Genomic DNA, 25,729 nt, shown 5'->3' on the forward strand with positions numbered 1-25,729 from the left:
TTGTCTACAAAGTGGATCAAAAGGGTTTGCCAAGCTCGGCGGTGGCTTGCATGGTGAGCCAGCCTTCGTGGTCTTGCGCCCACAGCCGTATGGTTGAACCCTGGGCATCAGGCTCCCCGCACACGCGCAAGATGCGCTGATCGGCACACTCAAAGGTGGGTCGCAGCGCCTTGAATTCAAAACTACGAACGGGCAGATCGGTATGACGGCGCACCAAGTCCAGCAACAAAGTGGCAATCAGAGGCCCGTGCACGATGAGGCCAGGATAGCCCTCGACATCCGTGACGTATTTGCGGTCGTAATGAATGCGATGGCCATTGAAGGTGAGTGCGGAGTAACGAAACAACAGCACGTCGTCGGGCGTGATGTCGCGTTGCCACGTGGCGTGTTTTTCAGCTGCAACGGGTGCGGGCACAGGATCACTGGGTTGAGCCGCAGGGCGGTACACGATGTCATGTTCTTCCGTCAGGCACAGGCCATGGGCGTTGTGTAGCTGATGCTTGACCAGCACAAACACCAAGTCCCCCGTGCGGCCAGCCTTGTGTGTGACCGATTCAATGGTGGACACGCGATTGACGGTGTCTCCTACTTTCAAGGGCGCATGCCACTGCAAACGCCCACCTGCCCACATGCGGCGGGGCAGCGGCACGGGCGGTAAAAAACCACCGCGCTTGGCATGGCCATCTGGCCCAATGTCACTTTGGCGATGGTGCGGCAAAAAGAACAACCAGTGCCACAAAGGCGGCAGCTCTGTGCCTGCCACAGGCAGCGCGTCCTCACGGTCGAGTGTGGCGCTCAGCGCCCGCAGGGGTGCGGGCGTGAGAAGGTCCTCCCATGTTTCGCTGCGACCTTGCCAAGTTTGCAAGTGAGCAAGCAATTCAGCATCGAGGTGAGTGCTCATACATCCAATCAGTCATCTAAGCAAACCAAGTTTTAACCATGAGCGCCCATCGCGCCATGTCGTTGTTCTATCCGTTGAATGATCAATGCTTTGCCTCCAGCATGCGACACCCTTGTGTCGCACCCGAGACAAGATCTAAAGCTTGGGCACAGCCACCCACTGACCGTCCAGCGCATGAATGGCGATGCGGTTGTCAAACACCCTTTCTACCGCAAGGTGCGTGGCGGCATCGGCACACGCGCCATAGTGCACCACATGCCCCGCTTGCATGACCACCATGTCGTGCGCATGCAGCGCCATCCCCACCTCATGCAACACGCTAATCACCGTGGTGTTTTGCGACGTGAGGCAACGCACTTGCTCTAGCCAGTCCACTTGGTGAGGTGGGTCAAGGTTGGCAAGTGGTTCGTCCATCAGCATCACTTGCGCTTGCACAGCCATGGCGCGGGCCAGCAACACGCGCTGGCGTTCGCCGCCCGAGAGTTGGCCTAATGAACGCTCGCGCCAGTCCCACGCTTGCGTGGCTTTCAATGCGGTCTCGACTGCCGCATGGTCGTGCGCGCTCGGCGCGGCAAGCCAGCTTTGGTGCGGCATGCGTCCCAACATGGCCACATCCCACACCCGCAAGTCGTCAGACGCTGTTTCGTTTTGACCCAACCACGACAGTTGCTGGGCACGTTGCTTGGGGTCTATGGCCTGCAACGCTTGGTCAAATAAAAAAACGCGGCCCTGTGTGGATATCAAACCCGCCAACACCTTGAGCAAGGTCGACTTGCCTGCGCCGTTGGGCCCCACGATGCTGGTCCATCGTCCCACTGCAAACGACAAGTCAATGCCATGCAGCACCTCTTGCCCATCCAAAGACACGCGCACATCAGACACACGCATCGCCATACGCAAGGCAGTCATCGTGCGCCCCTCATGTGCTGGCTGCGGTACATCAGCCACAACAAATAACCGCCACCCAACACTGCAGTCAGCACACCCACGGGCATTTCTTGCGGGGCGATCACCATGCGTGCCAACAGGTCGGCAGTCAACAGCAGCGCGCCTCCCATCAACGCTGACAGCAACAACACCCCGTTGTGCTTGGCCTTGACCATTGAGCGCACCAAGTGCGGTGCCGCCAAACCCACAAATGCGATCAAACCCGTTTGCGCCACTGCCGTGCCCGTGGCCAAAGCCAGCACGCACACCAGCACCACACGCACAGGCGCGAGGGGCAAGCCCAAACTCAAGGCGGTGGATTCACCCAAAGTCAGCGCGTCCAACACGCGACTCAGCGCCAATGCCAAAGCAAGGCAAATAACCAAGACACCCCACATCAAGGCACATGATGCCCAGCTGATGAAACTGGTCGAGCCCAACAAAAACCCTTGCATCGCCTGCAAGACATCAGGGCGCATGAGGCTGATGAGCGAGGCCAATGCGCCCAACACCACGCCCACAATCACCCCCGCTAGCAGCAAACGCAGGGTGTGTTGCACACCACGCGACAACAACAGCGTGAGCAACACCGCCAACACCGCGCCCGCAAAAGCCGCGCCCGTCACGCCCAAACGCAACAAAAATTCAGCAGCAAATGGACTGCCACCCAAGAGCGCCAAAGCCACCGCCACACCAAGCGAGGCACCCGATGCACTGCCCAACAAATACGGGTCTGCCAAGGGGTTGCGAAACAAGCCTTGCGCCACTGCCCCCGCCAAACCCAGCAAGGCTCCTGCAGTCCAAGCGCCCAGCGTGCGCGGCAAACGGATGTCCCACACAATCTGCCAAGCCACGCTGTCTTGCCATGCATTGAGCCAGCTCTGCACACCCGTGCTGCCCACGGCGCTGCCAAGTGCAATGCCCAGAGTACATAAGAGAAGCAGTGTGAGCGCCAAGCCCAGGGGTGACCATCGAACGCCTGAGTGCATCATGGCTGTGCCCTTGTGTTTGCTGCCCCTTTGTCTGTCAAACACCGCGCCATCAAGCGCGCAGACTCGGCCATGCGCGGGCCCGGGCGCACCAGCACATCAGACTCGGCTGACTTGAAAATGCACACACGTTGCGAACGCAGGGCTTGCAAGTTGTGCCAGCCCGGGCGCGTGGCCATGTCAGCAAAATTGCTCTCGCTCACCATGATGAGGTCGGGCTGCGCACGCACCACAAACTCGGGGTTAATTTTGGGAAAGGACCCCAGCGACCCAGGCAAGATGTTGTGCGCACCCAATCGCTGCAAGGTCTCACCGATGAACGACGACTCGCTGGCCCCATGAGGCACAGGGCTGACTTCAAAGTACACACGCTGGCCTTTGGCCTGCACAGGAATCGACTGCGCAGCAGCATTCACAGCAGCATCCATGAGTTGCCACACACGGTCGCTTTCTACCAGCGGGACATCCAAGGCCTGCGCCACGATGCGCATGACGCGCTGCACATCGGCATGCGAGCGCGGCTCAAGCGCCAGTACCGTCAAGCCCAAAGCGGTGAAGCGCTCAGCACCTCGGGCTGACGTGGCCATCAACACCAAGTCGGGCTTGGCAGCCACCACGCTTTCAATAGTCGGGTCTAAGCCGCCACCCATGCGGGGCAACTTGTCAACGCGCTCGGGCCAATTGGAATAACGGTCCACACCCACCAGCTTTTGGCATTGGCCTAAAGCGCACACCGTCTCGGTGAGCGAAGGCAGCAGGCTGACGATGCGCTGCGGCGGCTTGGTGATGCTGACGTCCACTTGTCGGTCGTCGCGCAGCACCACGGCTTTGGCGAAGACGCTGAAACCCATCAATACGACGAGCGTTAGCCCGCGAATGGATGTGATGCGTTCAAGCATGCGCGGCTTCCCACTGCTGAAAGATGCGGTGCAACTGCGCCACGCCATCGGTCAAGGCCGCTGGGCCTGGCTGCAAGATGTCGGCAGATTTGATTTCAAAAATTTGATGGGTACGCACCGCAGGCACGTCTTGCCAGCCTTCGCGTGCAGCAGCTTTGTCAGGGCGAAACTTTTTGCCGCACAGCGAGCCGATGATGATGTCGGGTGCACGGTCGATGATGGTTTGACCATGGGCAATGATGCGGTCTTTGCCCATCGCCATTTGCGCCAACTCAGGAAAACAATCGTCGCCACCTGCAATGCCAATCAGCTCGGACACCCATCGGATACAACTGATGTGCGGCTCGTCCCACTCTTCAAAATACACCTTAGGCCGACGCTTGAACGTGGCCGCTGTGTGTTGAATCGCATCCAGCTGCGCACGCATTTGCTGCAAACGCTGCAAGCCTTGCTCGGCTTGGCCCACCGTCGCAGCCACTTGGTAGAGCATAGAAAAAATCTCGTCCACGCTGCGCTGGTTAAACACCGTGACCTGCACACCCGCACGAATCAGCAAGGCCGCAATGTCGGCCTGCAAATCAGAAAAACCAAACACGCAGTCGGGCTTGAGCGCCAAGATCTTGTCAATCTTGGCGCTCAAGAAAGCGCTGACTTTGGGCTTCTCGTCGCGCGCTCGACGCGGTCGCACGGTGTAACCCGAGATGCCCACAATGCGGGCCTCTTCCCCGAGCAGGTACAGCCACTCTGTCGTTTCCTCGGTGAGGCAGACGATGCGTTGGGGAAGTGTAGTTAGCAACATGCGCTTAGAAGCTGATTTTCAAATTAGCGTAAACGCCTCGTCCGTCTGCAGGATAGAGACCGTTATAGGTTGCATAGTCGTAATAAGACTTATTGAACGCGTTGCGTATCCAAAATGATCCAGTCAGCGTCTGAGAAAATTGAGTTCTGAGGCCTAAATCAACAACCGTACGAGATGGCATTTTAGGATTTGATGCACTCTGATCACTCGCCTGCATCATTGCACTGCGATGATGCAATGAAGACATAGCCACATAGCTGCCTATTTTTTGTTCGTAAGTGACTCGGACGACTTGCTTAGGCGTCAAAGGAACACGTTGGCCTGCATTAAAGCCATTAGAAATCGTTGCATCAACAAAATCAACATGCGCTTTCAGCATTGATACAGAGCTGACTCGCCAATCGGAGCTGAGTGAAAATATTGAACGTTTCGTATCGTAAAGATTACTGTTACATGAGGCTGCAACACTTCCAACGACACCGCAGTCGTATTGATAGGCGATCTCATCAGTGGCAACTATTTGACGGTAGTGTGCGGCCCATTTACCTGTGTAATAGCGTTGCTCAAACTGCAGGAAATACTCTTGCGTTGACATCGGCTTGACTGATGGATTAATTTGCAAAAGGGCATACGTCGTTCTGTTGAATGTGTACAACTCATCTGCATTGGGAAATCTAAAACCAGTCAATGCTCCCGCACGCAATGTCGAAGTGTCGGTCAGTTGGGTTAATGCGCCAATCGAACCACCATTTTTTTGAGCGCTTGCAGAAGTTGATGCGGCGCCACTCGACGTTTGAAAAAGACTCTCCGCACGTTGAATTCGCAGCCCCGCATCTAAAGTAGTTCTCAGCGTTATAGGTCGAAACACCTGCACAAATAAAGATTGCGATTGTTGTTGAACTTGTTTTTTTGTGTCGGTATTTGCTTGCGCGTCTGCAAATTCACCACCAAGAATTAGTTGATTACTCAGCCACTTAGTTTTGTACTCTGGCGTAATTGAAGTTCTCGTATTTTTGATGGAATCGTAAGTTTTTGCTTTTAACTCTTGGTAAAAAGTATCAATCGAAAAGAGATCGTCCCCTTCCAAAGCTCGCAGATATTTCAAACCAGTAGCTGCACCTGAGCGCTCTGTCGCGATGGGATAAGCGCCAATACTTCTTGGATTTGCAGCAAATTGTGCTGGAGTCAAATAACTTGGTAAGTTTGCACTCTCCTCAAATCCACGAACAAAAAATGACAGTTGTCCTAAATCTGAAGTGTTGGTTAATCTGACTTGCGCACTACGCTGATCGGATTCGCTAAATTGACGGTAACCGTCGACTTCCGCATTCATGAAAGAAACACTGCCGCGGGTTTGATCAGATTGAAATCCTAAATAAACGTCTTGTTTTTGATAACCGAAACTACCCAAGCTCAAATCTACGCTTTTAACCGTTTCCGTGCGTGTAATGATGTTGATAACACCACCTTGCGCTCTATCGCCAAACAACACGCCACCATTCGCTTTACGAATTTCAATTTGCTCGATAGCACTCATAGGCAACTGCGCAAAATTGTTACCGGACGAATCCGCGCCAGTAACTCTTTGTCCATCAATCAAGATCAATACATTTTGAGAGCCTGCCTCCCCTAGGTAGCCGATATCAACTGAAGCGTCTATGCCAGCGCGGCCATACAAACGATTGACACTCATACCCCCAACAGAGTCCAAGAATTCAGTCACGTTAGACGCACCAGATTGCTCAATTTGCTGACGAGAAATAACATCTACAACTACAGAGGCCTCGGACAAAGGTTGTTTGATGCGCGAAGCAGAAATCACTACCGGATTTATTTCAATACCCTGAGCCTGCACAGACACAGCAACAGCCAAAGACAAAACAGAAAGTGCAGGCACGAACGAACGCGCACGCAGACAGATAGATTTCTTCATGATTGAAAGACCAACTTTGTATGCCCTCACCGCCATCCCCGACAGTGCTTGAGCGAATTGGCCGCACGTTTTTTGGACGCGCCGCCACCTTGTTGGCCGGTATCCGGGCTGGCGGAGACTACCTCTGTCGCCTTCCCATGCGCTTGTTCAAGGCGCTCAGTGGCTTGTGTGACAGAAGCGGAGCCCAAAGGCTCGTCCGCTTGACCGTTGCGGGGGCAGCGCAGGTGAGGTGTTGTCGAGCGGCTCGATGCCACCCTCCTGCTTCCCGTTGAACTGAGGCGTGTGAACCACACCTCGAGCACCAACAGCCATAATTCTAACGATTCAGCTTGCAGCCACCTTAAAATCCAAAGGCTATGCCACAAACACCTCTGATCGATCAAATTGCCCAGCGCATTGAACATTTGCTGTTGCGTCACGAAGAACTGCAGCGCACCAATGCCCTGCTGGCGGCCCAAGTACAAGACCTCACCCATGAACGTGACTTGCTCAAGTCACGTCTTGGCGCAGCTCGCCACCGCATCGACGCCTTGATTGATCGCCTGCCTCAAGGCACAGAGCCCCAGACCAAGGACAACGCATGAAGCAAATTGAAGTTCAAATCATGGGCCAAGGCTATGTGCTGGGCTGCCCCGAGGGTGGCGAAACACGCCTGGGCCTAGCGGTGGGAAAAGTCGACGAAGCCATGTGCAAAATTCGCGATGCGGGCAAGATCAAAGCGCGAGACCGAATTGCCGTGCTGGCTGCGCTCAATTTGGCTTTTGACTTAACCGACCGCCCAGCGGCTTCCACCGCCAGCGGCGACATCAGTGCTTCTGGCACCGACCTGCACAACTTGCTGCAGCGCATGGATGCGGTGCTCGCACGCGACAACCAGCTCATTTAAGCAGGCCTACAATCAAGTGGTCTGCAAGTCCTTAAGGCTTTATATTTCCTTGAACCAATGCTCATAGAGCTCGGGCTTGGAACATCGGTTGATGAGCGTGATCGTCTCGCGTCAGATGAACCCAACGTTGACCTGACCTCGCCCACCTGAACCCCGGTTCAGGATGACGGTCTCGGGGATCCTTGCAGACACCTTTTTTTGATTAAGGCCTGCACCTCATGGATTTCCAACCCCAACTGATTGTCGAACTGGCCGCACTTGGCATTTGCACAGGGTTTTTAGCAGGCTTGCTTGGCATTGGCGGCGGGATGGTGATGGTGCCTTTCATCACCTTCATGTTGTCGCACCGGGGTGTGGACGCGGACCTCGCCGTCAAGATGGCCATTGCCACATCCATGGCCACCATCATCTTCACCTCCGTCTCGAGTGTGCGTGCGCATCACAAACGCGGTGCGGTACGTTGGGATTTGGTCAAGGGTTTGGCGCCAGGCATCGTGTTGGGCAGTTTGATCAGCAGCTTGGGGGTCTTTGCCTTGCTCAAGGGCTCTTACTTGGCCATCTTCTTTGGCTTGTTCGTGGGCTTTTCTGCCACCCAAATGTTCTTGGACAAAAAACCTTCACCCTCACGCCAAGTGCCAGCCACTGCAGGCCTGATGGGCGCGGGTGGTGTGATTGGTTTTCTGTCCGGCTTGGTGGGTGCGGGTGGTGGTTTTATCAGCGTGCCGTTCATGGCCTGGTGCAATGTAGCCATTCACAACGCCGTGGCCACCAGCGCTGCCTTGGGTTTTCCGATTGCGGTGGCCAACGTGGCGGGCTACATCATCAGTGGCATGTCGGTGCAAGATTTGCCAGATGATGCATTTGGTTTTATTTGGGTGCCTGCCTTGGTCATCATTGCAGCGTGCAGCGTGTTCACAGCACCTTTGGGTGCCAAAGCGGCCCACATGCTGCCGGTGAAAAAACTCAAACGCATTTTTGCCAGCGTTTTGTATTTGCTGGCGGCCTATATGTTTTACAAAGGCCTGTCGAGCTAAGCCACAAGCCTTTGCGCACCTACTTAGGCGTCCACTTGCACCTTGGCGTCTTTGATGACCTTGGCCCATTTCTGGGTTTCGCTGCGGATAAATTCAGCAAAACGCTCAGGCGAACCACCGCCATCTTCAGCGCCGTATTGGTCAAATTTTTCGATCACATCGGGCATGGCCATGACGCGGTTCATGTCTTCGTTGATGCGCTTGACAAAGGCTGGGTTCATCTTGGCAGGTCCCACCAAACCATACCAAGTGGTGGCATCAAAACCTGCAAAACCTTGCTCGTCCATGGTCGACACATTGGGATGACCTTTGGCACGTTTGGGTCGGGTTTGCGCCAGCGCAATCGCCTTGCCGCCTTTGACGTGCGGCGTGGCCGAGGTCATGGTTTCAAAACAGTATTGCACCTGACCACCGATCAAATCTGTCAACGCGGGACCTGAACCTTTGTAGGGCACGTGCAGCGCATCGATGCCAGCACGCAGCTTGAACATCTCGAGCGCCAAGTGTTGCGCCGAGCCGCCACCCGCTGAAGCAAAGCTGATCTTGCCTGGGTTTTGTTTGCACAAGGCCACCAAATCCTTCACTGTTTTGGCCGGCTGGTTTTCATTGCAAATCAACAAATTGGGCGTGACGCCCACCAAGCCAATGGGTGTGAAGTCGCGTTCCACGTTGTAGGCCAACTTGGGCTGCAAACTGGGTGCCAGCGCATGGCTGTTGATGTGCGCCATCAGCAAGATGTTTCCATCGGGGGCTTGCTTAGACACAAAGTCAGCCGCAATCACACCGGCAGCACCTGCTTTGTTGTCAATCACGATGTTGACGCCCCACATGGCTTGGAGCTTTTGCGCCAGCACGCGAGCCAGGGCGTCGGTTCCACCGCCCGGTGGAAAACCCACCACGATACGGATGGGGCCGACAGGCAAGGTTTGCGCCTCCATCATGGGCGCCGCGAATGTCACGGCCGTGGCGGCACTGGCTTGAAGTAGCGTTCTGCGTTTCATGCTGTCTCCTGTGTGATTATTAAGACCTGACCAACGGTGGCACAGGGTGTGCCGAGAAAAAATTCATCGCGGCTTGCACGCCCGAATCTGCCAACTTGACGCCGCTCAACTGGAGGCCCATTTCGCAGGCAGACAGCGCGGCAATCAAGGTCAAATCGTTGCAATCGCCCAAATGGCCAATGCGAAACATGCGGCCTTTGACCTTGCCCAAACCAGTACCCAATGAGCAATCGAAGCGCTCATAAATCACCTTGCGAACCGCGTCGGCGTCAATGCCCTGCGGCGTCATCACACCTGTCAAGATGGGTGAATACAAATTGGCATCGGCACATTGAATGGGCAAGCCCCACGCGTTGACAGCACTGCGCACGCCCTCGCCCCAACGCAGGTGGCGTTTGAACACCACGTCTAAGCCTTGGCCCAAAATCATGTCGCAGGCCTCGCTCAAACCATACATCAAGTTGGTGTTGGGCGTGGATGGGTAATAACCCGTTTTGTTGATCTCCAGCATCTCGTCCCACGCCCAAAACGATTTAGGGAGCGTGGCATGTTTGCTGGCTTCAATGGCTTTGGGTGACAAGGCGTTAAAGCCGATGCCAGGCGGCAGCATCAAACCTTTTTGCGAACCGCTGATTGTCACGTCCACGCCCCATTCGTCGTGGCGGTAGTCAGCCGAGGCCAAGCCCGAAATGGTGTCGACCAACAGCAAGGCTGGGTGCTTGGCATTGTCGATGGCGCGGCGTACCGCGGCGATGTCGCTGGTCACGCCCGTCGAGGTTTCGTTGTGCACCACGCACACAGCTTTGATGCTGTGAGCGGTATCGGCCTTGAGGCGCTGCTCAATCATGTCGGCGTTCACCCCATAGCGCCAGCCCTCCACCCCATCCAGCCCAAGCACCTCGCTCTTGATACCCAAGCGAGTTGCCAACTTGTTCCACAAAAATGCGAAGTGCCCAGTTTCATACATCAGCACATGGTCGCCCGCGCTCAAGGTGTTGACCAAAGCCGCCTCCCAAGCGCCGGTGCCCGACGAGGGATAAATCATGACGGGATGCTGGGTTTTAAAAATCTTTTGCATATCGGCCATCAACTTCAAGCCCAACACCGCAAACTCGGGTCCGCGGTGGTCAATGGTGGGCAAACTCATGGCGCGCAAGATGCGGTCTGGCACGGGCGAAGGCCCTGGAATTTGCAAAAAGTGGCGCCCTGTGGGATGAAAGTCTAAATTGAGCATGGTTATTTTTTTATTGAAGGAATCTTATTTTTTGCATACAAAATTGTTTTGACTACTATCGAATACCCTAAATATCTTTTAAATTCATCGATTGACCACCTCAAATTTTGAATACAAAATAAAAACATGACTGCAGAAATCTTGTCCATCCCCCGCGCCGCCTTGCACAAGCAAGTCACTCACCGATTGCGACAAATGCTGGTGGAGAACCAAATTGCCCCCGGCGCCAAGCTCAACGAACGCACCTTGTGCGAAGCCTTGAATATTTCACGCACCCCTTTGCGCGAAGCCATCAAAGCTTTGGCCGCTGAGGGCTTGGTGGAGTTGCTCCCCAACCGTGGCGCAGTTGCTGTGGCCCTGACCGAGGCTGATGTGCGCAACACCTTTGAAGTGATGGCGGGCTTAGAGAGCCAGTCGGGCATGCTGGCCGCGCAGCGCATCACCGACTCAGAACTGAATGAAATCAGGGCGCTGCATTTGGAGATGATGGCTGCACATGTGCGTCGCGATCTCTCGACGTATTACAGACTCAACGCTGTCATTCACCGCGCCATCAATGCAGCGGCCAAAAACCCAGTGCTGTCAGCCACTTATGAGCAAGTCAATGCCCGCTTGCAAGCCTTGCGATTTCGCTCCAACCAAGACGAAGACAAGTGGAACAAGGCCATGGACGAACACACCGACATGATTGAAGCGCTGCAAGCGCGTGATGCGCCAGCACTCAGCCATGTGTTGCTGAAACACCTAGAAAACAAACGCGACGTGGTGATTGCCCAGCTGCAGGCTCAACAAATCAGCGTTTCCATGACGCCCTCTCACACACGCAAAGTCTGACCATGAACGCGCCCCTTCCTCGCCACCTCACCGACACCCCCGCCAACACCTTCGAACGCGTCGCCCACGCCAGCAATGAGGTCGCTGGCAAGCTGGCCGCGCGCTTGCGGGCTGAAACCCAAGGTGAGGTGCTGTTTTCGGCCGCCGATCGCGGCCGCTACGCCACCGATGCGTCGATTTACCAGGTCACGCCCGTGGGCGTATTTGTGCCACGTCACGCACACGAGGTGCCCATCGCGCTCGAGATCTGCCGAGAGTTGAACGTGCCCATCGTGCCGCGCGGCGGCGGCACCAGCCAATGTGGACAAACCACAGGCGCGGGTTTGGTGATTGACCACAGCAAACACATCCGCCACCTCATCCAACTCGACTTGACAGCACGCACCGTCGAGGTCGAACCCGGCATGGTGTTGGACCATTTGAATGCCCAACTCAAAGCCCACGGTGTGTGGTTTCCAGTCGATGTGTCCACCAGCGCCCAAGCCACCTTAGGGGGCATGGCGGGCAACAACTCGTGCGGCAGTCGATCCATCGCCTACGGCAACATGGTGCACAACGTGGTGGGGGTCAATGCATGGCTGAGCCATGGCGAGTTGCTGCAATTCGCAAGCTACGGTGCGAGCAGCGCAGGCGCGCAACAGGTGGGTGATTTCGTCAAGCACTTGGCACAAGACCTAGCGCCCGAGCTAGAGGCCCATTGGCCCAAAGTGTTGCGCCGCGTGGCGGGCTACAACCTCGATATTTTCAACAACCAAAACGAGCGCCCTTACACCCAAGACGGCTCGGTCAACTTGGCGCACCTGCTGATTGGCAGTGAAGGCACGCTGGGCTTGACGCAAACACTCACCTTGAAGCTGAGCGACTTGCCGCGCGCCAAAGTGTTGGGCGTGGTGAACTTTGACAGCTTCTACAAAGCCATGGATGCAGCCCAGCACATTGTCAAGCTAGGCGATGGCACCCTGACTGCGGTCGAGTTGGTGGACCGCACCATGATTGACCTGTCGCTGCAAAACCCAGCCTTCGCGCCCACCATTCGCACCGCCTTGATTGGCGAGCCTGAGGCTGTTTTGCTGGTGGAGTTTGCAGGCGCTGACAAAGACATGCTCAAGCCCAAAATGCGCCAACTGGTCGAGCTGATGGGTGACCTTGGCCTTCCTGGCTGCGTGGTCGAGATGATCGACGATGTACCGCAAAAAAACCTATGGGAGGTGCGCAAAGCGGGCCTCAACATCATGATGAGCCTCAAGGGCGACGGCAAACCCGTGAGCTTCATCGAAGACTGCGCGGTGCCGCTGGCCAACTTGGCCGAGTACACCGACGAGCTGACACAAGTGTTCAAACGGCACGGTACCAAAGGCACGTGGTACGCCCATGCATCGGTGGGAACACTGCATGTACGCCCCATCTTGGACATGCGCCGTCACGGCGCCATCAAGATGCGCGACATAGCCGAAGAAGCTAGCGCCTTGGTGCGCAAATACAAAGGCGCCTACAGCGGCGAGCATGGCGACGGTCTGTGCCGTGGCGAGTGGATTGAGTGGCAATTCGGCCCCAAAATCAACCAAGCTTTCGCCCAAATCAAACAGCACTTAGACCCCTTGAATTTGCTGTCACCGCAGCGCATCGTCAACCCACCCAAGATGGACGATACCTCGCTGATGCGCTTTGGCAACGACTACAAAGTCATCCCCATTCAAACAGCTTTGGACTGGCGCGCATGGGATGTGCAAAACGACCCTGCCACCGAACAAACCACCGCGCCAGGCACAGGTGGCGACGCCGCCCAAGGATTTGCCAAAGCGGTGGAGATGTGCAACAACAATGGCACCTGCCGCAAATTTGACGCGGGCACCATGTGCCCCAGCTACCGCGTCACCCGCGACGAAAAACACCTGACACGAGGACGCGCCAACACCTTACGCTTGGCGCTGAGCGGGCAACTTGGCACAGAAGGACTTAGCAACCCAGCGCTGCGCGAAGCCATGGATTTGTGTGTGGGCTGTAAAGGCTGCAAACGTGATTGCCCCACCGGTGTGGACATGGCGCGTATGAAAGTGGAAACCCTGCATCACTTCAAAGCCAAGCACGGCTTCACCCTCAGAGATCGGCTGATTGCCTACCTGCCTCGCTATGCACCACACGCCGCTCGTTGGGCAGGCCTGCTGAATTTACGCAACAAACTTCCGCTGCTGGCTCAGCTCGCCGAACACTTCACAGGCTTGTCTGCGCAACGCAGCTGGCCCACCTGGCAAGGCCAACATTTCTTTAACCAAGGCACACAAGGTGTTTCAAAAGAGGCTGTGTTGAGCGCTAGCAAACCCGTGGTGCTGTTTGTCGACACCTTCAATGGCTTCTTTGAGTCAAACAATGCCCACGCTGCCCTGCGTGTGTTGCAAGCAGCGGGCTACAGCGTGCATGTGGCCTCTAAAAATGAACGGGGTCACGGTAATGACCAAGGGCACTTGTGTTGCGGTCGCACCTTCTTGGCCAACGGCATGGTGGACAAAGCGCGTGAACATGCCCGTGAGCTGATTGACACCTTGTTGCCCTTTGCCGAGCGCAACATTGCCATCGTGGGCTTGGAGCCCTCTTGCTTGCTAACGCTGCGTGATGAAGCGCTGGTGTTGGGCTTGGGCGACTGCGCGCATCGCGTGAGCGAACAAGCACTGCTGCTAGAAGAGTTTTTGGCACGCGAAGCCAAAGCAGGCGCATTGAATGAACTCAAGGCTCAACTCAAGCCTGCCGACAGAGCCATCTTGCTGCATGGCCACTGCCATCAAAAAGCGTTTGGCTTGATGCCGCCTGTGCTGGAGGTGATCCGCCTCATCCCCAACGCTGCGCCCGAGTTGATCGAAAGCAGCTGCTGCGGCATGGCGGGTAGTTTTGGCTACGAGGCCTCGCACCTAGAGGTGTCAATGCAAATGGCTGAGCTGAGTTTGTTGCCTGCGGTGCGCGCCAATCCTGATGCGATTGTGGTGGCCGATGGCACCAGCTGCCGCCATCAAATTGAAGACGGCACGGCTCGCCAAGCCATCCATGTGGCTCAGCTGTTAAGCGACCACCTCAAGCACACAGCGCGTTAGCAAGACGTTTATTGAGGCACCAGGCACCAAGGTGCTTGGTATTCAACCAAGCCCATCCACAAGGCCCAGCCAGAGCTGACAGCCAAAGCGAGCCCCGCCAAACGCACACCCCAAGCGCCACTGCCAGTGGCCATCATTTGCCCACCGCGCAAACGCAACCACACCCACGGGCCAATGGTGAGCACCACGGCGCTACCAAGCGCAAACAAAGCCATCACTGCTGCACCTTGCAAAGAACTGTTGCTCAGTGCAGCCACCAAGAGTGCGCCATACAAAAGGCCACACGGCATCAAGGCCCACAAAACACCCAGCACCACGGCACCCCCATTGCGGAGCTTGAGATGCGCGGTCATGCACTGCACACGACGCCAGATACCGCGTCCAAAGTGTTCCAGCCAAATTGGTTGCTCGCCACGCCAAAGCAGCAAGCCGCCCACCATGAAAGCCACGATATGCAACAAGGTCCACACAGGTCGAAACACCGTTGACTGCGTGCTGAGCCAACCCACGCCCTGCATGGTGCTAGCAGCCAACGCGCCCAGCGCGCTGTAGCCGATGATGCGACCCAGCTGAAACAACAACATGGCCGACATGCCCTGCCCGCCTGATTGTTTTTGAGCTGCACGACCGATACCCGCGCAAGCCGCTCCACACATGGCCAAACAATGAGGCCCACCCGCAAGCCCCATGAGGAGTGCGGTGAGGGCCAGCGTGGTGTTCATCAGAGGATTTTAGAGAACCTGGCGCGGTTTTGGTCGGCTTGCAAGTATTTGTCAAACACCATGGCGATGCCGCGCACAAAAAACCAACCCAGCGCCGTCACATGGAGGCCTGAATCATCCAGGGTCAACAGTCCTTGGTCCTGCATCAAAGCCAATGCAGTAAGTTCAGCTGCGAAGTAGTGCCTGAAGTCCACCAAGAAAGACAACTCCACTGACTCAAACAGCACGCTGCCCTGACACATCAGCGCCATGATGACGCTGCGACGCACCAAATCGTCTCGCGAGAGCGCCAAGCCACGCACCACTGGCAAACGGCCTTGGTTGAGCAAGTCGTAGTAATCGTCCAAGGTTTTGACGTTTTGGCTGAAAGTTGGGCCCAAACAGCTGATGGACGACACACCCAAAGCGATCAAGTCGCCATCGGGCTGCGTGCTGTAGCCCTGAAAATTTCGGTGCAATCGGCCTTGGCGCTTGGCCACAGCCAAGGCATCGGTGGGCAAGGCAAAGTGGTCCATGCCCACATAAACATAGCCAGCGGCCATCAACACACGCATGGCGCTAGACAGCATGACCAGCTTAGACGCTGCAGGGGGCAGGTCTTGCGTGTGGATGCGGCGCTGAGGCTTGAAGCGCTCGGGCAAATGCGCATAGGCATACAAAGCGATGCGGTCTGGACGCAACTGGGTCACGAGCGCCAAGGTACGCTCAAAGGTCTCGGGCGTTTGCAGGGGTAAGCCGTAAATCAAATCCACATTGACTGACTCAAAGCCAAGCTCTCGCGAAGCCGCCACCAAATCAAACACCTGCTCTGCGGGCTGGATGCGGTGCACTGCTTTTTGCACGGCCGCTTCAAAGTCTTGCAGACCAAAACTCAGACGGTTAAAGCCGAGCTCGGCCAAATGTGCCAAACGTGTGCGCGAGACGGTGCGTGGGTCAATCTCCACTGAATATTCACCAGCCGAGACAAACTGAAAGTTGCGTCGCAACATGGCCATGAGTTGTGTCAACTCTTCGTCACTCAGAAATGTGGGACTGCCTCCCCCCAAGTGCAACTGCGACACAACTTGGCCGTGACCTAAGTGCGCGATGTTGAGGTCGACCTCGCGCTCCAGGTAGCGCAAATACTCAGCGCCTCGCGCGTGGTGTTTGGTTATGATCTTGTTGCAAGCACAGTAATAGCAAAGCGACTCACAAAATGGGATGTGCACATAGAGCGACAAAGGGGAGGCCTTCGCAGCCCAACCGTCGCGTCGCTGCTGAAGCACTTGCACGTAATCCGCCTCAGCAAAAGCCTCCACAAAACGATCAGCCGTGGGGTAAGAGGTGTACCGCGGCCCCGCCACATCGTAGCGTTGCAAGAGTTCTGTATTTATCACAAGCGAATGCATAAGTTCACACCTAAAGATGCGCTCCATAATAGTTTCTTAGCGCATCCAATCAATTGACCTGTATCAACACCAACTGAGGTATGCACCCATGAATCCCATCAGCATCAAAGTCGCTTGTTCTAGCTGCAATCTGCGAGAGCTCTGCATGCCATTGGGTTTGAGCGAGAGTGAAATGGAGCGTGTGGATGAGGTGGTCGCCACGCGGCGCAAAGTAGCGCGAGGCGAGCATTTGTTTAGAAACGGCGACAAATTCAATGCCTTGTTTGCCATTCGTACCGGGTTTTTCAAAACTCGTCTCAGCGCTGAAGATGGCCGCGACCAAGTCACAGGGTTTCAAATGGCTGGCGAGATCATGGGCTTAGACGGTATCGTGAGTGACTTCCACACCTGCGACGCTGTGGCACTAGAAGACGCCGAAGTGTGTGTCATGCCGTTTGACCGCATCGAAGAACTGTCGCGCGAAATTACCTCACTGCAGCGACATGTGCACAAAATCATGAGCCGTGAAATCGTGCGCGAAAACGGTGTGATGCTGCTGCTGGGAAGCATGCGCGCAGAAGAACGATTGGCTGCCTTCTTGCTGAACTTGGTGCAACGCTTACACGCCCGAGGCTTTTCGCAGACTGAGTTGGTGTTGCGCATGACGCGCGAAGAGATTGGCAGCTATCTGGGCCTCAAACTCGAAACGGTCAGCCGCACGTTTTCAAAGTTTGTGGATGACGGTTTGGTAGACGTCAAACAACGCCATGTGCGCATCTTGGATGCCGATGGGCTCAAGCGCATTGTGAACGCTCAAAACTGCCATAGTAGTTAAGAAGAAATCGATCGGCATCTCAACGGTGCATGTCAACTGTTGATGTCAACGGCTGACTTCGACAGCAACACAGTCAATGCACTGCTGGCACAGGTCAGGGCCCAAAAGACAAAAAACGACAACGTGTAGACGCCTTGTCTTGACAACTCAATCGATTGCCCCATCCACTGTAAGTCTTGTGGATCCACAAAAGCAAACACCAGTATTTCTAAAACGCTGGCCACTAAAAAGCCAGGCCACACCACCCACATCATTCGTTGAGCCCACATTTGAATTCTCCGCAAATGAAATTAATTAGTTCTGGTGCAAATGATGTCGCCCAATCACTGAGGCTTGGGCGGCGGCTCGGGCTGAGATGATTCAGACTTTGGCGTCACCACATGGTTACGCGACTGCATGGCCGGCGCAAATTGCATGTCTTTTTCAGCAGCCAAGGTCTTGTTGATATTCAAGCCACGTCGGTAATAGTCTTCAGCCAACAACGGGTCTGGCATGCGGATGGCGATCACCAACGTGATGAACCCAGCCACGATGACCGCTGCTGGCCCAGCAATGATGAGCCACACGTGGCCATAGTGCCACCAAGGTTGGGTATCGCATGTTGGATGTTGCATGATGATCTACCTAGGAACAATGAACACAGATTTTTCGACCACATAGGCATCCGTGCCTGAGGCTTGAATTTCAAACATGATCTTGTGAGAACCACCCTCGACCGAGCCGTAAGGCAGATCGGCGCGCAACACCACCCAACGCGCTTGCGCAGGGTCGACCACCACCTCAGTCTCAGACGTGATTTGCAAATTTGGCAGACCCTTCACAGACAAGTGGAAAGTTTGTTGGGTTTCGGCCGCATTCATGATTTGCAAGCGATACACATTCTCCAATGTGCCTTGCTCGGTGATGCGTGACAAGGTCGATCGGTCTCGCACCACATCGACCTTGAATGGCGTGCGCAAACTCAGCGAAACCAACAAGCCGATCGTCACGGCCGCCAAAATCATGGTGTAAACCTGAACCCGCGGGCGCATCAAACGCTGCCACATCTCCTTGGGCGACCACTTGTTGTCCATCGCGTTTTGAGTGGTGTAGCGCACCAACCCCTTGGCATAACCAAGCTTGTCCATCACGGTGTCGCACACATCGGCACAGGCACCGCAACCGATGCACTCGTATTGCAAACCATCTCGTATGTCTATACCCGTGGGACAGACTTGCACACACAAGCTGCAGTCCACGCAAGCGCCTAAGTTCAACATGCTGACATCCGCGCTCTTGGCGCGCGAGCCCCGAGGTTCGCCGCGTTGTGCGTCGTAGGTCACGATGAGGGTGTCGTTGTCGAACATGGCACTTTGAAAGCGCGCATAGGGGCACATGTATTTGCACACCTGTTCGCGCATGAAACCAGCATTGCCATAGGTAGCCAAGGCGTAGAACAACACCCAAAACAACTCCCACGAACTCATTTGGGTGAGGAAAAATTCCATTCCCAACTCGCGAATAGGCGTGAAATAGCCCACGAAAGTAAACCCAGTCCAAATGGATAAAAAGATCCAAATCAGGTGCTTGAACCATTTTTTGACCAGCTTCTCCATCGTGAAGTTGGCGTTGTCCAAGCGCATGCGGGCCGAGCGATCGCCCTCCACCTTGCGCTCTATCCACAAGAAAATTTCGCTGTACACCGTTTGCGGGCAAGCATAGCCGCACCACAAACGTCCAGCCACGGCGGTGAACAAGAACAGCGCCAAGGCCGAGATGACCAACAAGCCGGTGAGGTAGATGAAGTCTTGCGGGTACAAGACCAAGCCAAAAATATAAAAACGACGCGAGCCCAAGTCGAACAACACAGCTTGCCGAGTGCCCCACTCCACCCAAGGCAAGCCGTAAAACACCAGCTGCGTCACAACCACACACATCCAGCGCCAATAGGCAAAGACGCCCCGAACAGAGCGGGGATATATTTTTTTGGATGCGGCATAAAGCGAAACCATCACCTCATCCGCAGGGCTGGAAGGCTCTGCAATGATGGGAATGGTCTTGCGCTGTTTGGCGTCGTCAGCAGCGTTCACAGCTTATTTACTTCGTGACGGAATGTTTGTTTGACAGGCCCCATACATAAGCAGTCAAAACGTGGATTTGAGATGCTGTCAAACGGCCTTCTTGTGCGGGCATTTGGTTGACTTTTCCTTTGTTGATCATGGCTGCGATGGCTTCTTCGCCCCAGCCATGCAGCCAAACTTTGTCAGTCAAGTTGGCAGCGCCCATGGCTTGTATGCCAGCACCGTCAGGGCCGTGGCAAGCAGCACAGGCCGCAAACTTAGACTTGCCCAAAGCAGCCCGTACCGAGTCGTGCGGACTGTTCGACAAGCTCAACACATAGTGCGACACATTGCGGACGTCGTCAGGTGTCCCCACCGCTGCGGCCATAGGCGGCATTTGACCGATACGACCTAGGGTCAAGGTCTCTTTGATTTTGTCGGTGCTGCCCCCATGCAACCAGTCCTTATCGCTTAGATTTGGGAAGCCCTTAGAGCCACGCGCGTCTGAGCCGTGACATTGGGAACAGTTGTTCATGAACAAGCGCTCGCCCACCGCCATCGCTTGGGGATCTTGCGACAACTGCTCGGCGGTTTGCGCGTTGAATGCGCCATACAGGGGCTCGAGGTCTTTGTTGGCTTTGGCCACTTCAGCTTCGTACTGGCCTGCTGAAGTCCAACCCAACACACCCCCAAAGCTGCCCAAGCCTGGATAAGCCACGCCATACATCACAGCAAACACCATGGTGATGATGAACAGCCACAACCACCATCGTGGCAGCGGGTTGTTCATTTCGCGCAGGTCGTCGTCCCACACGTGGCCCGTGGTGCCGTCCTGGACCTGAGCCGACACTTTCACTTTGGACGAAAACCACAGCAAAAGTGCGCAGTACACGACGCCCAAAATTGAAATGGCAGACACGAAGATCGACCAAAAATTACTTGTGAAATCACTCATGATTCGATTCCTTTACAAAGGCGCTAGGCCTTAGTCTTGATCGAGGGGCAGCTTGGATGCGGCCTCAAAATCTTCTTTGTTACGTCCACAATAGACCCAAGCCACGATGCCAATGAACACCGCAAAAGCGATCAATGTGGTGGCCATTCGCAAATCATTGACATCCATGGCTTGTCTCCTTATTTGAGGGCTAGGCCCAACACTTGAAGGTAGGCGATCGACGCCTCCATCTCGGTCTTCCCTTTGACGTTCTCTAGGGCTTGGGCGATTTCTTCGTCGCTATACGGCACGCCGACTTTGCGCAGCGCCGACATGTTGGCAGACACTTGTGCTGCATCCACCAAGTTTTTGGTCAACCATGGGTATTCGGGCATGTTGGATTCAGGCACCACATCGCGTGGGTTGTTCAAGTGAACACGATGCCACTCGTCGCTGTATTTGCCACCCACACGCGCCAAGTCAGGACCGGTGCGCTTGCTGCCCCATTGAAAAGGGTGGTCATAGACCGATTCGCCAGCCACCGAATAGTGGCCGTAGCGCAGTGTTTCAGCGCGAAAAGGTCGAATCATTTGAGAGTGACAGTTGTAGCAACCCTCTCGGATGTACACATCACGCCCCGCCAACTGCAGCGCGGTGTAGGGCTTGACACCCGTCACGGCTTCGGTGGTGGACTTTTGAAAGAACAAGGGCACGATCTCGACCAAGCCACCGAAAGCGACGGCGATCAAGATCAACACGATCATCAAAAAGTTATTCGTCTCCACACTCGCATGGGAGAAGCCTTTGGAATTGTTATCAGACATGTGTTTCTCCTCAAGCGTGAGCAGGTGCTGGAATGGTCACGAGAACGCTGTTGCCGCTGGTGGCCGTCTTGATAACGTTCCACAGCATGATGAGCATGCCGCTCAAGTACAACACCCCACCTAACACCCGAATCACATAAAACGGATAGGTGGCTTTGACTGACTCGACAAAGGTGTATGTCAAGGTGCCGTCGGTGTTGATGGCGCGCCACATCAAACCTTGCATCACACCGGCAATCCACATCGCTGCGATGTACAACACAATGCCGATGGTGGCCAACCAGAAATGCACCTCGATGGCCTTGACGCTGAACATTTCCTTGCGGCCAAACAACTTAGGAATCAAGAAATAGATGGAGCCCATGGACACCAAGCCCACCCAACCCAAAGCGCCCGAGTGCACGTGGCCAACCGTCCAGTCGGTGTAATGGCTTAATGCGTTGACCGTTTTGATTGCCATCATCGGGCCCTCAAAAGTAGACATGCCGTAGAAGGACAAAGACACGATCAAGAAACGCAGAATCGGGTCATCGCGCAGTTTGTGCCATGCGCCCGACAAAGTCATGATGCCGTTGATCATGCCGCCCCAGCTAGGCGCCAACAAGACCAAGGAGAACACCATGCCCAACGACTGTGTCCAGTCGGGCAAGGCGGTGTAGTGCAGGTGATGAGGCCCCGCCCACATGTAGGTGAAGATCAAAGCCCAAAAGTGAACGATTGACAAGCGATACGAGTACACCGGGCGCCCCGCTTGCTTGGGAATGAAGTAATACATCATGCCCAAGAAGCCTGCTGTCAAAAAGAATCCCACCGCATTGTGGCCATACCACCACTGCACCATCGCATCTTGTGCGCCCGCGTAGGCAGAGTAAGACTTCATCCAACCCGATGGAATGGCAGCGCTGTTGACGATGTGCAACAAAGCCACCGCAATGATGAACGCTGCAAAAAACCAGTTGGCCACATAGATGTGTTTGACCTTGCGCGTGCCAACCGTGCCAAAAAACACCACGGCGTAAGACACCCACACCACCGCAATCAAGATGTCGATGGGCCACTCCAGTTCCGCGTATTCCTTGCCTTGGGTAAAGCCCAAAGGCAAGCTCACCGCCGCAGCCAAGATGACCAGCTGCCAGCCCCAAAAGGTGAAGGCTGCCAATCGCGGCATGAACAAAACAGTGTGGCAAGTTCGCTGCACCACGAAGTAGCTGGTGGCGAACAGTGCACAACCGCCAAATGCAAAAATCACCGCATTGGTATGCAAAGGACGCAGGCGGCCATAGCTCAACCAAGGAATGCCAAAGTTCAGTTCTGGCCAAGCCAATTGGCAAGCGATGATCACGCCCACCAACATTCCCACCACACCCCAAACCACCGCCATGATGGAAAACTGCCTGACAACGGTGTCGCTGTAGACGGCTTGTTCTGAAGAGTTCATAGGTCGCCTTTCATAATTCGACCCAGTGTCCTCAAATACGGAGGATGCGTTATTGATCCAAATCAATCGTCCCGCAGAATTCGCTCGCCTTCTTGCTCCAAACCATCAAATTGACCCTTGTGAATGGCCCACCAAAGGCCCGCCAAGATAAATAAGACCAACAACACCGACAGAGGGATTAACAAATACAAGATGTCCATCAGAAACCTTTGTTGAGTCGCAACGAATTCAATACCACCCACAGCGAGCTGAGCGCCATGCCCAAGCCCGCCAACCAAGCTGGCAACCAACCCACGACGGCGAGCGGCACACACACCGCGTTGTAGGCGGCGGCCCAAGCCAGGTTTTGTTTGACCACCCGCAGGGTGCGTCTGGCCAACTGGATGCTTTGCGCCACCACCCGTAAATTGCCACCCATCAAGACCAAGTCCGATGTGGACTGCGCCAAGGGCACTGCATGGCCAAATGCCATCGACACATGGGCGCCCGCGAGAACAGGCCCGTCGTTCAGACCGTCTCCCACCATTGCCACCCGCGCACCACGCGCTTGCGCGACTTGCAAGCGCGAGAGCTTGTCTTGCGGCGTGCAAGCTCCAAACGCTTGAGAAATGCCTACCTCTTGCGCCACATGTTGCGCCGACTCAGCTCGGTCACCCGAGAGCAGCCACACCTCGATGTTGAGTTTTTGCAAAGCTTGCACGGTTTGCACCGCATCAGCACGCACGTCTTCTGTCAGTCGCCAACTGGCTAACCACGCGTCTGGCGTGCACAAGTGGACTTGGCAATCCATGGCAGCGTCGGGAATGGTCTTGACTTGGGGCTTGCAAAAAGACGCGCTTCCCAAACGCCAGCCCACATCTGCGTGGCTTTCTAAACCTTGGCCTATCGTCTCGGTGACCTCTTGCATCTCAAAGCTGAGGCCTTGTTCTGAAGTTTCGTTCGCTTTCACCAAGGCACGCGACAGCGGGTGAAACGAATGTTTGGCCAACGCCGCGGCCACACCCAAGGCATAGGCAGGCGTCACGCCCTCAGCCGTCATCACCTGCGTGATGCGTTGGCCGTCTTGGGTCAGCGTGCCGGTCTTGTCAAAAATCAAGGTGTCTATCTCAGCCAAAGACTCCAAGGCTTGCAGATTGCGCACCAACACGCCGTGACGCGCCAAGTTGCCCGCCGCAGCCAACATGGCGGCGGGTGTGGCCAACGACAAAGCACATGGACAAGTCACCACCAACACAGCGACGGCCACCATCAACGCGTGCCCAGGGTTGCTGGGCCACCAATACACAGCAGACAAAGCTGCTAGCACCAACACCCCCATCAAAAACGGCTTGGCTATTCGGTCCGCCAACTGCGCCAAGCGCGGTTTTTGCAGCGAGGCGTTTTCCATCAAAGCCACGATCTGCGAGAACTGCGTGCCCTCGCCCACTTGCACCACGCGCACCGTGACGATGCCACTCAGGTTGTGACTGCCCGCCACCACCAAGTCGCCTAAGCTGCGGACCTGCGGCCGCGACTCACCGCTCAGCAAAGCCTCATCCGCCAAGGCCTGACCTTGCAAAATCACACCATCGACTGGAAAGCTCTCTGAGGGAGAGACACGAATCACATCACCCACCATCACGCGACGCACAGCCACGCGTTCAAACTCGCCGCTTGGCAACTGTCGCTCGACACTGTCAGGCAAACGGTTCATCAAGGCTTCGAGTGCACCCGCGGTGCGATCGCGCACACGCAGCTCCAGCCAACGGCCTGTGAGCAAGAAGAACACAAACATGGTGAGCGAGTCGTAATACACCTCAGCACCCCACATCCCCTGCGGCTCGAAGGTGGCGATGGCGCTGAGCGAAAAAGTAATCAACATGCCCAAGGCCACAGGCAAATCCATGCTCACGCGGTGTGCGCGGATGTCACGCAAGGCATTGCTGAAAAACGGCCCGCACGAAAACAGTACCACGGGCAAGGTCAACACCCACGAAGCCCAACGCAACAAAAACACCAGATCGGGCGTGATGTCGCCCGCATCGGCCACATAGGCGGGATAGGCGTACATCATCACTTGCATCATGCAAAAGCCTGCCACCAGCCAGCGCCACAAGGCGCGTCTTGATTCTTCATGGCGGGCTTGGCGCAAGCTGCTATCGGCGGCTGGCAAAGCGCCATAGCCTGCTTTGGCGATGGCTGCGATCCACTGAGAAGGTTTGACCTCAGCAGCCGACCACACCACTTTGGCACGGTGCGTGGCTGCATTGACATCGGCCGAGTGGACGCCAGGCACAGCCAGCAGGGCCTCTTCTACGGCGAAGGCGCAAGCAGCGCAGTGCATGCCTTGAATCACCATGTGCGAATCCCAGCATTCATCACCGCTTTGGCCTGTTTCGGCTTGGTGCAGCTGGCTGAATCGCAACCACTCTTGGCGGTCATCCAGCAGCGCGAAGCTTGAGTCATCTGAATCCATAAGTGCCCTAGCCTAACGGTTTGACCTGAGCAAAACTTGACATGGATCAAGGTATGTTGCGTTCATGGGAGTAAGCTGAAAGTCAAATCAACACAAGGAGCAATTGATGTACAAACGAATATTAGTAGCCACTGACGGCTCTGCGTTGTCTAAAAAAGCCATCACCAGCGCCATCGAATTGGCTGCGCTCAGTGGTGCTGAATTGATCGCTGTCAAAGTGACGCCTCGCTACCCACAAAGCTACTTTGAGGGCTCGTTGCCCTTGAGCGCTGCAGAGGTTTCAAAGATTGAAGCGGGTTGGACAGACGGTGCCCAAAAAGTATTGGATGCTGTGCTCAAAGCAGCGAAAGCCAAAGGCGTGAGCGCCAAAGCGGTGGTGGTGAAATCTGACATCGTGTCTGACGCGCTGATCTCAGCGGCCAAGAAACACAAAGCCGACCTGATCGTGATGGCCTCCCACGGCCGCCGTGGCATCAAGCGATTGCTGCTGGGCAGTGAGACACAACAGGTGCTGACACATGCCAACTTGCCGGTGTTGGTGCTGCGCTGATTCAGTAATACTTGCGTAGTCATAAGCCTAGCTGGACGCTGGGCT

Annotated in this window: 26 protein-coding genes and 1 riboswitch; of the genes, 7 read left to right on the forward strand and 19 right to left on the reverse strand. The window is 55.5% G+C overall.

From position 1 onward, the window contains the following. Nucleotides 1–16 precede the first annotated feature (16 nt). The 6 genes from V7Q41_RS08995 to V7Q41_RS09020 all read right to left on the reverse strand — a co-directional run bounded on the left by V7Q41_RS08995 (nt 17) and on the right by V7Q41_RS09020 (nt 6,448). The gene (locus V7Q41_RS08995) at nt 17–901 is read right to left on the reverse strand and encodes an FAS1-like dehydratase domain-containing protein (RefSeq protein ID WP_333845479.1); all 885 of its coding nucleotides are present in this window, start codon (nt 899–901) and stop codon (nt 17–19) included. Between the two features lie 135 nt (nt 902–1,036). Further along, nucleotides 1,037–1,810 (reverse strand): ABC transporter ATP-binding protein, encoded by a 774-nt coding sequence (locus tag V7Q41_RS09000; protein ID WP_333845480.1) that lies wholly within the window; start codon nt 1,808–1,810, stop codon nt 1,037–1,039. Next, nucleotides 1,807–2,817 (reverse strand): FecCD family ABC transporter permease, encoded by a 1,011-nt coding sequence (locus V7Q41_RS09005; RefSeq protein WP_333845535.1) that lies wholly within the window; start codon nt 2,815–2,817, stop codon nt 1,807–1,809. Before V7Q41_RS09005 ends, V7Q41_RS09000 begins: the two co-directional genes overlap by 4 nt. Next, on the reverse strand, nt 2,817–3,716 hold the full coding sequence (locus tag V7Q41_RS09010) for an ABC transporter substrate-binding protein (RefSeq protein WP_333845481.1): 900 nt from the start codon (nt 3,714–3,716) through the stop codon (nt 2,817–2,819). The genes V7Q41_RS09005 and V7Q41_RS09010 overlap by 1 nt, the downstream gene beginning before the upstream one ends. Beyond that, nucleotides 3,709–4,515 (reverse strand): ABC transporter substrate-binding protein, encoded by an 807-nt coding sequence (locus tag V7Q41_RS09015; protein WP_333845482.1) that lies wholly within the window; start codon nt 4,513–4,515, stop codon nt 3,709–3,711. Before V7Q41_RS09015 ends, V7Q41_RS09010 begins: the two co-directional genes overlap by 8 nt. 4 nt (nt 4,516–4,519) lie before the next feature. Then, nucleotides 4,520–6,448 (reverse strand): TonB-dependent receptor plug domain-containing protein, encoded by a 1,929-nt coding sequence (locus tag V7Q41_RS09020; RefSeq protein WP_333845483.1) that lies wholly within the window; start codon nt 6,446–6,448, stop codon nt 4,520–4,522. Between the two features lie 77 nt (nt 6,449–6,525). After that, nucleotides 6,526–6,769, reverse strand: a riboswitch (cobalamin riboswitch). A gap of 35 nt (nt 6,770–6,804) precedes the next feature. Here V7Q41_RS09020 and V7Q41_RS09025 point away from each other — a divergent pair. The 3 genes from V7Q41_RS09025 to V7Q41_RS09035 all read left to right on the forward strand — a co-directional run bounded on the left by V7Q41_RS09025 (nt 6,805) and on the right by V7Q41_RS09035 (nt 8,368). Continuing rightward, entirely contained in the window at nt 6,805–7,032 is a 228-nt protein-coding gene (locus tag V7Q41_RS09025) for a DUF904 domain-containing protein (RefSeq protein ID WP_333845484.1), read from the forward strand. Continuing rightward, the gene (locus V7Q41_RS09030) at nt 7,029–7,334 is read left to right on the forward strand and encodes a cell division protein ZapA (RefSeq protein WP_333845485.1); all 306 of its coding nucleotides are present in this window, start codon (nt 7,029–7,031) and stop codon (nt 7,332–7,334) included. Before V7Q41_RS09025 ends, V7Q41_RS09030 begins: the two co-directional genes overlap by 4 nt. Nucleotides 7,335–7,552: 218 nt before the next feature. Then, a complete protein-coding gene (locus V7Q41_RS09035; protein ID WP_333845486.1) occupies nt 7,553–8,368 on the forward strand; it encodes a sulfite exporter TauE/SafE family protein in 816 nt (271 codons plus the stop codon). A 23-nt stretch (nt 8,369–8,391) separates the two neighbouring features. On the opposite strand, the gene V7Q41_RS09040 is transcribed toward V7Q41_RS09035, so the two are convergent. Both V7Q41_RS09040 and V7Q41_RS09045 read right to left on the reverse strand, forming a co-directional pair. Then, nucleotides 8,392–9,369: a Bug family tripartite tricarboxylate transporter substrate binding protein gene (locus V7Q41_RS09040; RefSeq protein ID WP_333845487.1), complete on the reverse strand. Its 978-nt coding sequence runs from the start codon at nt 9,367–9,369 to the stop codon at nt 8,392–8,394. A gap of 19 nt (nt 9,370–9,388) precedes the next feature. Then, nucleotides 9,389–10,603, reverse strand: coding sequence for a pyridoxal-phosphate-dependent aminotransferase family protein (locus tag V7Q41_RS09045; RefSeq protein WP_333845488.1), 1,215 nt, complete (start codon nt 10,601–10,603; stop codon nt 9,389–9,391). Between the two features lie 126 nt (nt 10,604–10,729). Here V7Q41_RS09045 and V7Q41_RS09050 point away from each other — a divergent pair, with 126 nt between their 5' ends. Both V7Q41_RS09050 and V7Q41_RS09055 read left to right on the forward strand, forming a co-directional pair. Further along, a complete protein-coding gene (locus tag V7Q41_RS09050) occupies nt 10,730–11,437 on the forward strand; it encodes a GntR family transcriptional regulator (protein ID WP_333845489.1) in 708 nt (235 codons plus the stop codon). Between the two features lie 2 nt (nt 11,438–11,439). Further along, nucleotides 11,440–14,520 (forward strand): FAD-binding and (Fe-S)-binding domain-containing protein, encoded by a 3,081-nt coding sequence (locus V7Q41_RS09055; RefSeq protein WP_333845490.1) that lies wholly within the window; start codon nt 11,440–11,442, stop codon nt 14,518–14,520. A gap of 8 nt (nt 14,521–14,528) precedes the next feature. Here V7Q41_RS09055 and V7Q41_RS09060 read toward each other — a convergent pair whose 3' ends face one another. Together V7Q41_RS09060 and hemN are read right to left on the reverse strand one after the other, a co-directional pair. Next, on the reverse strand, nt 14,529–15,242 hold the full coding sequence (locus tag V7Q41_RS09060) for a sulfite exporter TauE/SafE family protein (protein ID WP_333845491.1): 714 nt from the start codon (nt 15,240–15,242) through the stop codon (nt 14,529–14,531). Next, the gene (gene hemN, locus V7Q41_RS09065) at nt 15,242–16,630 is read right to left on the reverse strand and encodes an oxygen-independent coproporphyrinogen III oxidase (protein ID WP_333845492.1); all 1,389 of its coding nucleotides are present in this window, start codon (nt 16,628–16,630) and stop codon (nt 15,242–15,244) included. The genes V7Q41_RS09060 and hemN overlap by 1 nt, the downstream gene beginning before the upstream one ends. An 88-nt stretch (nt 16,631–16,718) precedes the next feature. On the opposite strand from hemN, the gene fnr reads away from it, so the two are divergent. Further along, on the forward strand, nt 16,719–17,444 hold the full coding sequence (fnr, locus tag V7Q41_RS09070) for a fumarate/nitrate reduction transcriptional regulator Fnr (protein ID WP_333845493.1): 726 nt from the start codon (nt 16,719–16,721) through the stop codon (nt 17,442–17,444). Between the two features lie 32 nt (nt 17,445–17,476). Here the strand turns inward: fnr and V7Q41_RS09075 are convergent, their stop codons facing one another. The 9 genes from V7Q41_RS09075 to V7Q41_RS09115 all read right to left on the reverse strand — a co-directional run bounded on the left by V7Q41_RS09075 (nt 17,477) and on the right by V7Q41_RS09115 (nt 25,134). Continuing rightward, nucleotides 17,477–17,713, reverse strand: a complete 237-nt coding sequence (locus V7Q41_RS09075; protein ID WP_333845494.1) for a hypothetical protein — start codon at nt 17,711–17,713, stop codon at nt 17,477–17,479. A gap of 54 nt (nt 17,714–17,767) precedes the next feature. After that, the gene (locus tag V7Q41_RS09080) at nt 17,768–18,058 is read right to left on the reverse strand and encodes a FixH family protein (protein WP_333845495.1); all 291 of its coding nucleotides are present in this window, start codon (nt 18,056–18,058) and stop codon (nt 17,768–17,770) included. Between the two features lie 6 nt (nt 18,059–18,064). Beyond that, a complete protein-coding gene (ccoG, locus tag V7Q41_RS09085; protein WP_333845536.1) occupies nt 18,065–19,435 on the reverse strand; it encodes a cytochrome c oxidase accessory protein CcoG in 1,371 nt (456 codons plus the stop codon). Nucleotides 19,436–19,520: 85 nt separating this feature from the next. Next, the gene (gene ccoP, locus V7Q41_RS09090; protein WP_333845496.1) at nt 19,521–20,438 is read right to left on the reverse strand and encodes a cytochrome-c oxidase, cbb3-type subunit III; all 918 of its coding nucleotides are present in this window, start codon (nt 20,436–20,438) and stop codon (nt 19,521–19,523) included. Nucleotides 20,439–20,468: 30 nt separating this feature from the next. Beyond that, nucleotides 20,469–20,606 (reverse strand): cbb3-type cytochrome oxidase subunit 3, encoded by a 138-nt coding sequence (locus V7Q41_RS09095; RefSeq protein WP_333845497.1) that lies wholly within the window; start codon nt 20,604–20,606, stop codon nt 20,469–20,471. An 11-nt stretch (nt 20,607–20,617) separates the two neighbouring features. Further along, nucleotides 20,618–21,241 (reverse strand): cytochrome-c oxidase, cbb3-type subunit II, encoded by a 624-nt coding sequence (gene ccoO, locus V7Q41_RS09100; RefSeq protein WP_333845498.1) that lies wholly within the window; start codon nt 21,239–21,241, stop codon nt 20,618–20,620. Between the two features lie 10 nt (nt 21,242–21,251). Beyond that, nucleotides 21,252–22,679, reverse strand: coding sequence for a cytochrome-c oxidase, cbb3-type subunit I (gene ccoN / locus V7Q41_RS09105; protein WP_333845499.1), 1,428 nt, complete (start codon nt 22,677–22,679; stop codon nt 21,252–21,254). Between the two features lie 62 nt (nt 22,680–22,741). Continuing rightward, nucleotides 22,742–22,879 (reverse strand): cbb3-type cytochrome oxidase assembly protein CcoS, encoded by a 138-nt coding sequence (gene ccoS, locus V7Q41_RS09110; protein ID WP_333845500.1) that lies wholly within the window; start codon nt 22,877–22,879, stop codon nt 22,742–22,744. Next, nucleotides 22,879–25,134, reverse strand: coding sequence for a heavy metal translocating P-type ATPase (locus tag V7Q41_RS09115; RefSeq protein ID WP_333845501.1), 2,256 nt, complete (start codon nt 25,132–25,134; stop codon nt 22,879–22,881). Before V7Q41_RS09115 ends, ccoS begins: the two co-directional genes overlap by 1 nt. Nucleotides 25,135–25,240: 106 nt before the next feature. On the opposite strand from V7Q41_RS09115, the gene V7Q41_RS09120 reads away from it, so the two are divergent. Continuing rightward, nucleotides 25,241–25,684, forward strand: coding sequence for a universal stress protein (locus V7Q41_RS09120; protein ID WP_333845502.1), 444 nt, complete (start codon nt 25,241–25,243; stop codon nt 25,682–25,684). The last annotated feature ends 45 nt before the right edge of the window (nt 25,685–25,729 follow it).

Source organism: Limnohabitans sp., assembly GCF_036804465.1.
Lineage (GTDB): Bacteria > Pseudomonadota > Gammaproteobacteria > Burkholderiales > Burkholderiaceae_C > Limnohabitans.

What these genes read in the sequence shown, in the direction of transcription:
- V7Q41_RS08995 (WP_333845479.1), bottom strand. Translation starts at nt 901, where the DNA reads ATGAGCACTCACCTCGATGCTGAATTGCTTGCTCACTTGCAAACTTGG.
- V7Q41_RS09000 (WP_333845480.1), bottom strand. Translation starts at nt 1,810, where the DNA reads ATGACTGCCTTGCGTATGGCGATGCGTGTGTCTGATGTGCGCGTGTCT.
- V7Q41_RS09005 (WP_333845535.1), bottom strand. Translation starts at nt 2,817, where the DNA reads ATGCACTCAGGCGTTCGATGGTCACCCCTGGGCTTGGCGCTCACACTG.
- V7Q41_RS09010 (WP_333845481.1), bottom strand. Translation starts at nt 3,716, where the DNA reads ATGCTTGAACGCATCACATCCATTCGCGGGCTAACGCTCGTCGTATTG.
- V7Q41_RS09015 (WP_333845482.1), bottom strand. Translation starts at nt 4,515, where the DNA reads ATGTTGCTAACTACACTTCCCCAACGCATCGTCTGCCTCACCGAGGAA.
- V7Q41_RS09020 (WP_333845483.1), bottom strand. Translation starts at nt 6,448, where the DNA reads ATGAAGAAATCTATCTGTCTGCGTGCGCGTTCGTTCGTGCCTGCACTT.
- V7Q41_RS09025 (WP_333845484.1), top strand. Translation starts at nt 6,805, where the DNA reads ATGCCACAAACACCTCTGATCGATCAAATTGCCCAGCGCATTGAACAT.
- V7Q41_RS09030 (WP_333845485.1), top strand. Translation starts at nt 7,029, where the DNA reads ATGAAGCAAATTGAAGTTCAAATCATGGGCCAAGGCTATGTGCTGGGC.
- V7Q41_RS09035 (WP_333845486.1), top strand. Translation starts at nt 7,553, where the DNA reads ATGGATTTCCAACCCCAACTGATTGTCGAACTGGCCGCACTTGGCATT.
- V7Q41_RS09040 (WP_333845487.1), bottom strand. Translation starts at nt 9,369, where the DNA reads ATGAAACGCAGAACGCTACTTCAAGCCAGTGCCGCCACGGCCGTGACA.
- V7Q41_RS09045 (WP_333845488.1), bottom strand. Translation starts at nt 10,603, where the DNA reads ATGCTCAATTTAGACTTTCATCCCACAGGGCGCCACTTTTTGCAAATT.
- V7Q41_RS09050 (WP_333845489.1), top strand. Translation starts at nt 10,730, where the DNA reads ATGACTGCAGAAATCTTGTCCATCCCCCGCGCCGCCTTGCACAAGCAA.
- V7Q41_RS09055 (WP_333845490.1), top strand. Translation starts at nt 11,440, where the DNA reads ATGAACGCGCCCCTTCCTCGCCACCTCACCGACACCCCCGCCAACACC.
- V7Q41_RS09060 (WP_333845491.1), bottom strand. Translation starts at nt 15,242, where the DNA reads ATGAACACCACGCTGGCCCTCACCGCACTCCTCATGGGGCTTGCGGGT.
- hemN (WP_333845492.1), bottom strand. Translation starts at nt 16,630, where the DNA reads ATGCATTCGCTTGTGATAAATACAGAACTCTTGCAACGCTACGATGTG.
- fnr (WP_333845493.1), top strand. Translation starts at nt 16,719, where the DNA reads ATGAATCCCATCAGCATCAAAGTCGCTTGTTCTAGCTGCAATCTGCGA.
- V7Q41_RS09075 (WP_333845494.1), bottom strand. Translation starts at nt 17,713, where the DNA reads ATGTGGGCTCAACGAATGATGTGGGTGGTGTGGCCTGGCTTTTTAGTG.
- V7Q41_RS09080 (WP_333845495.1), bottom strand. Translation starts at nt 18,058, where the DNA reads ATGCAACATCCAACATGCGATACCCAACCTTGGTGGCACTATGGCCAC.
- ccoG (WP_333845536.1), bottom strand. Translation starts at nt 19,435, where the DNA reads ATGGTTTCGCTTTATGCCGCATCCAAAAAAATATATCCCCGCTCTGTT.
- ccoP (WP_333845496.1), bottom strand. Translation starts at nt 20,438, where the DNA reads ATGAGTGATTTCACAAGTAATTTTTGGTCGATCTTCGTGTCTGCCATT.
- V7Q41_RS09095 (WP_333845497.1), bottom strand. Translation starts at nt 20,606, where the DNA reads ATGGATGTCAATGATTTGCGAATGGCCACCACATTGATCGCTTTTGCG.
- ccoO (WP_333845498.1), bottom strand. Translation starts at nt 21,241, where the DNA reads ATGTCTGATAACAATTCCAAAGGCTTCTCCCATGCGAGTGTGGAGACG.
- ccoN (WP_333845499.1), bottom strand. Translation starts at nt 22,679, where the DNA reads ATGAACTCTTCAGAACAAGCCGTCTACAGCGACACCGTTGTCAGGCAG.
- ccoS (WP_333845500.1), bottom strand. Translation starts at nt 22,879, where the DNA reads ATGGACATCTTGTATTTGTTAATCCCTCTGTCGGTGTTGTTGGTCTTA.
- V7Q41_RS09115 (WP_333845501.1), bottom strand. Translation starts at nt 25,134, where the DNA reads ATGGATTCAGATGACTCAAGCTTCGCGCTGCTGGATGACCGCCAAGAG.
- V7Q41_RS09120 (WP_333845502.1), top strand. Translation starts at nt 25,241, where the DNA reads ATGTACAAACGAATATTAGTAGCCACTGACGGCTCTGCGTTGTCTAAA.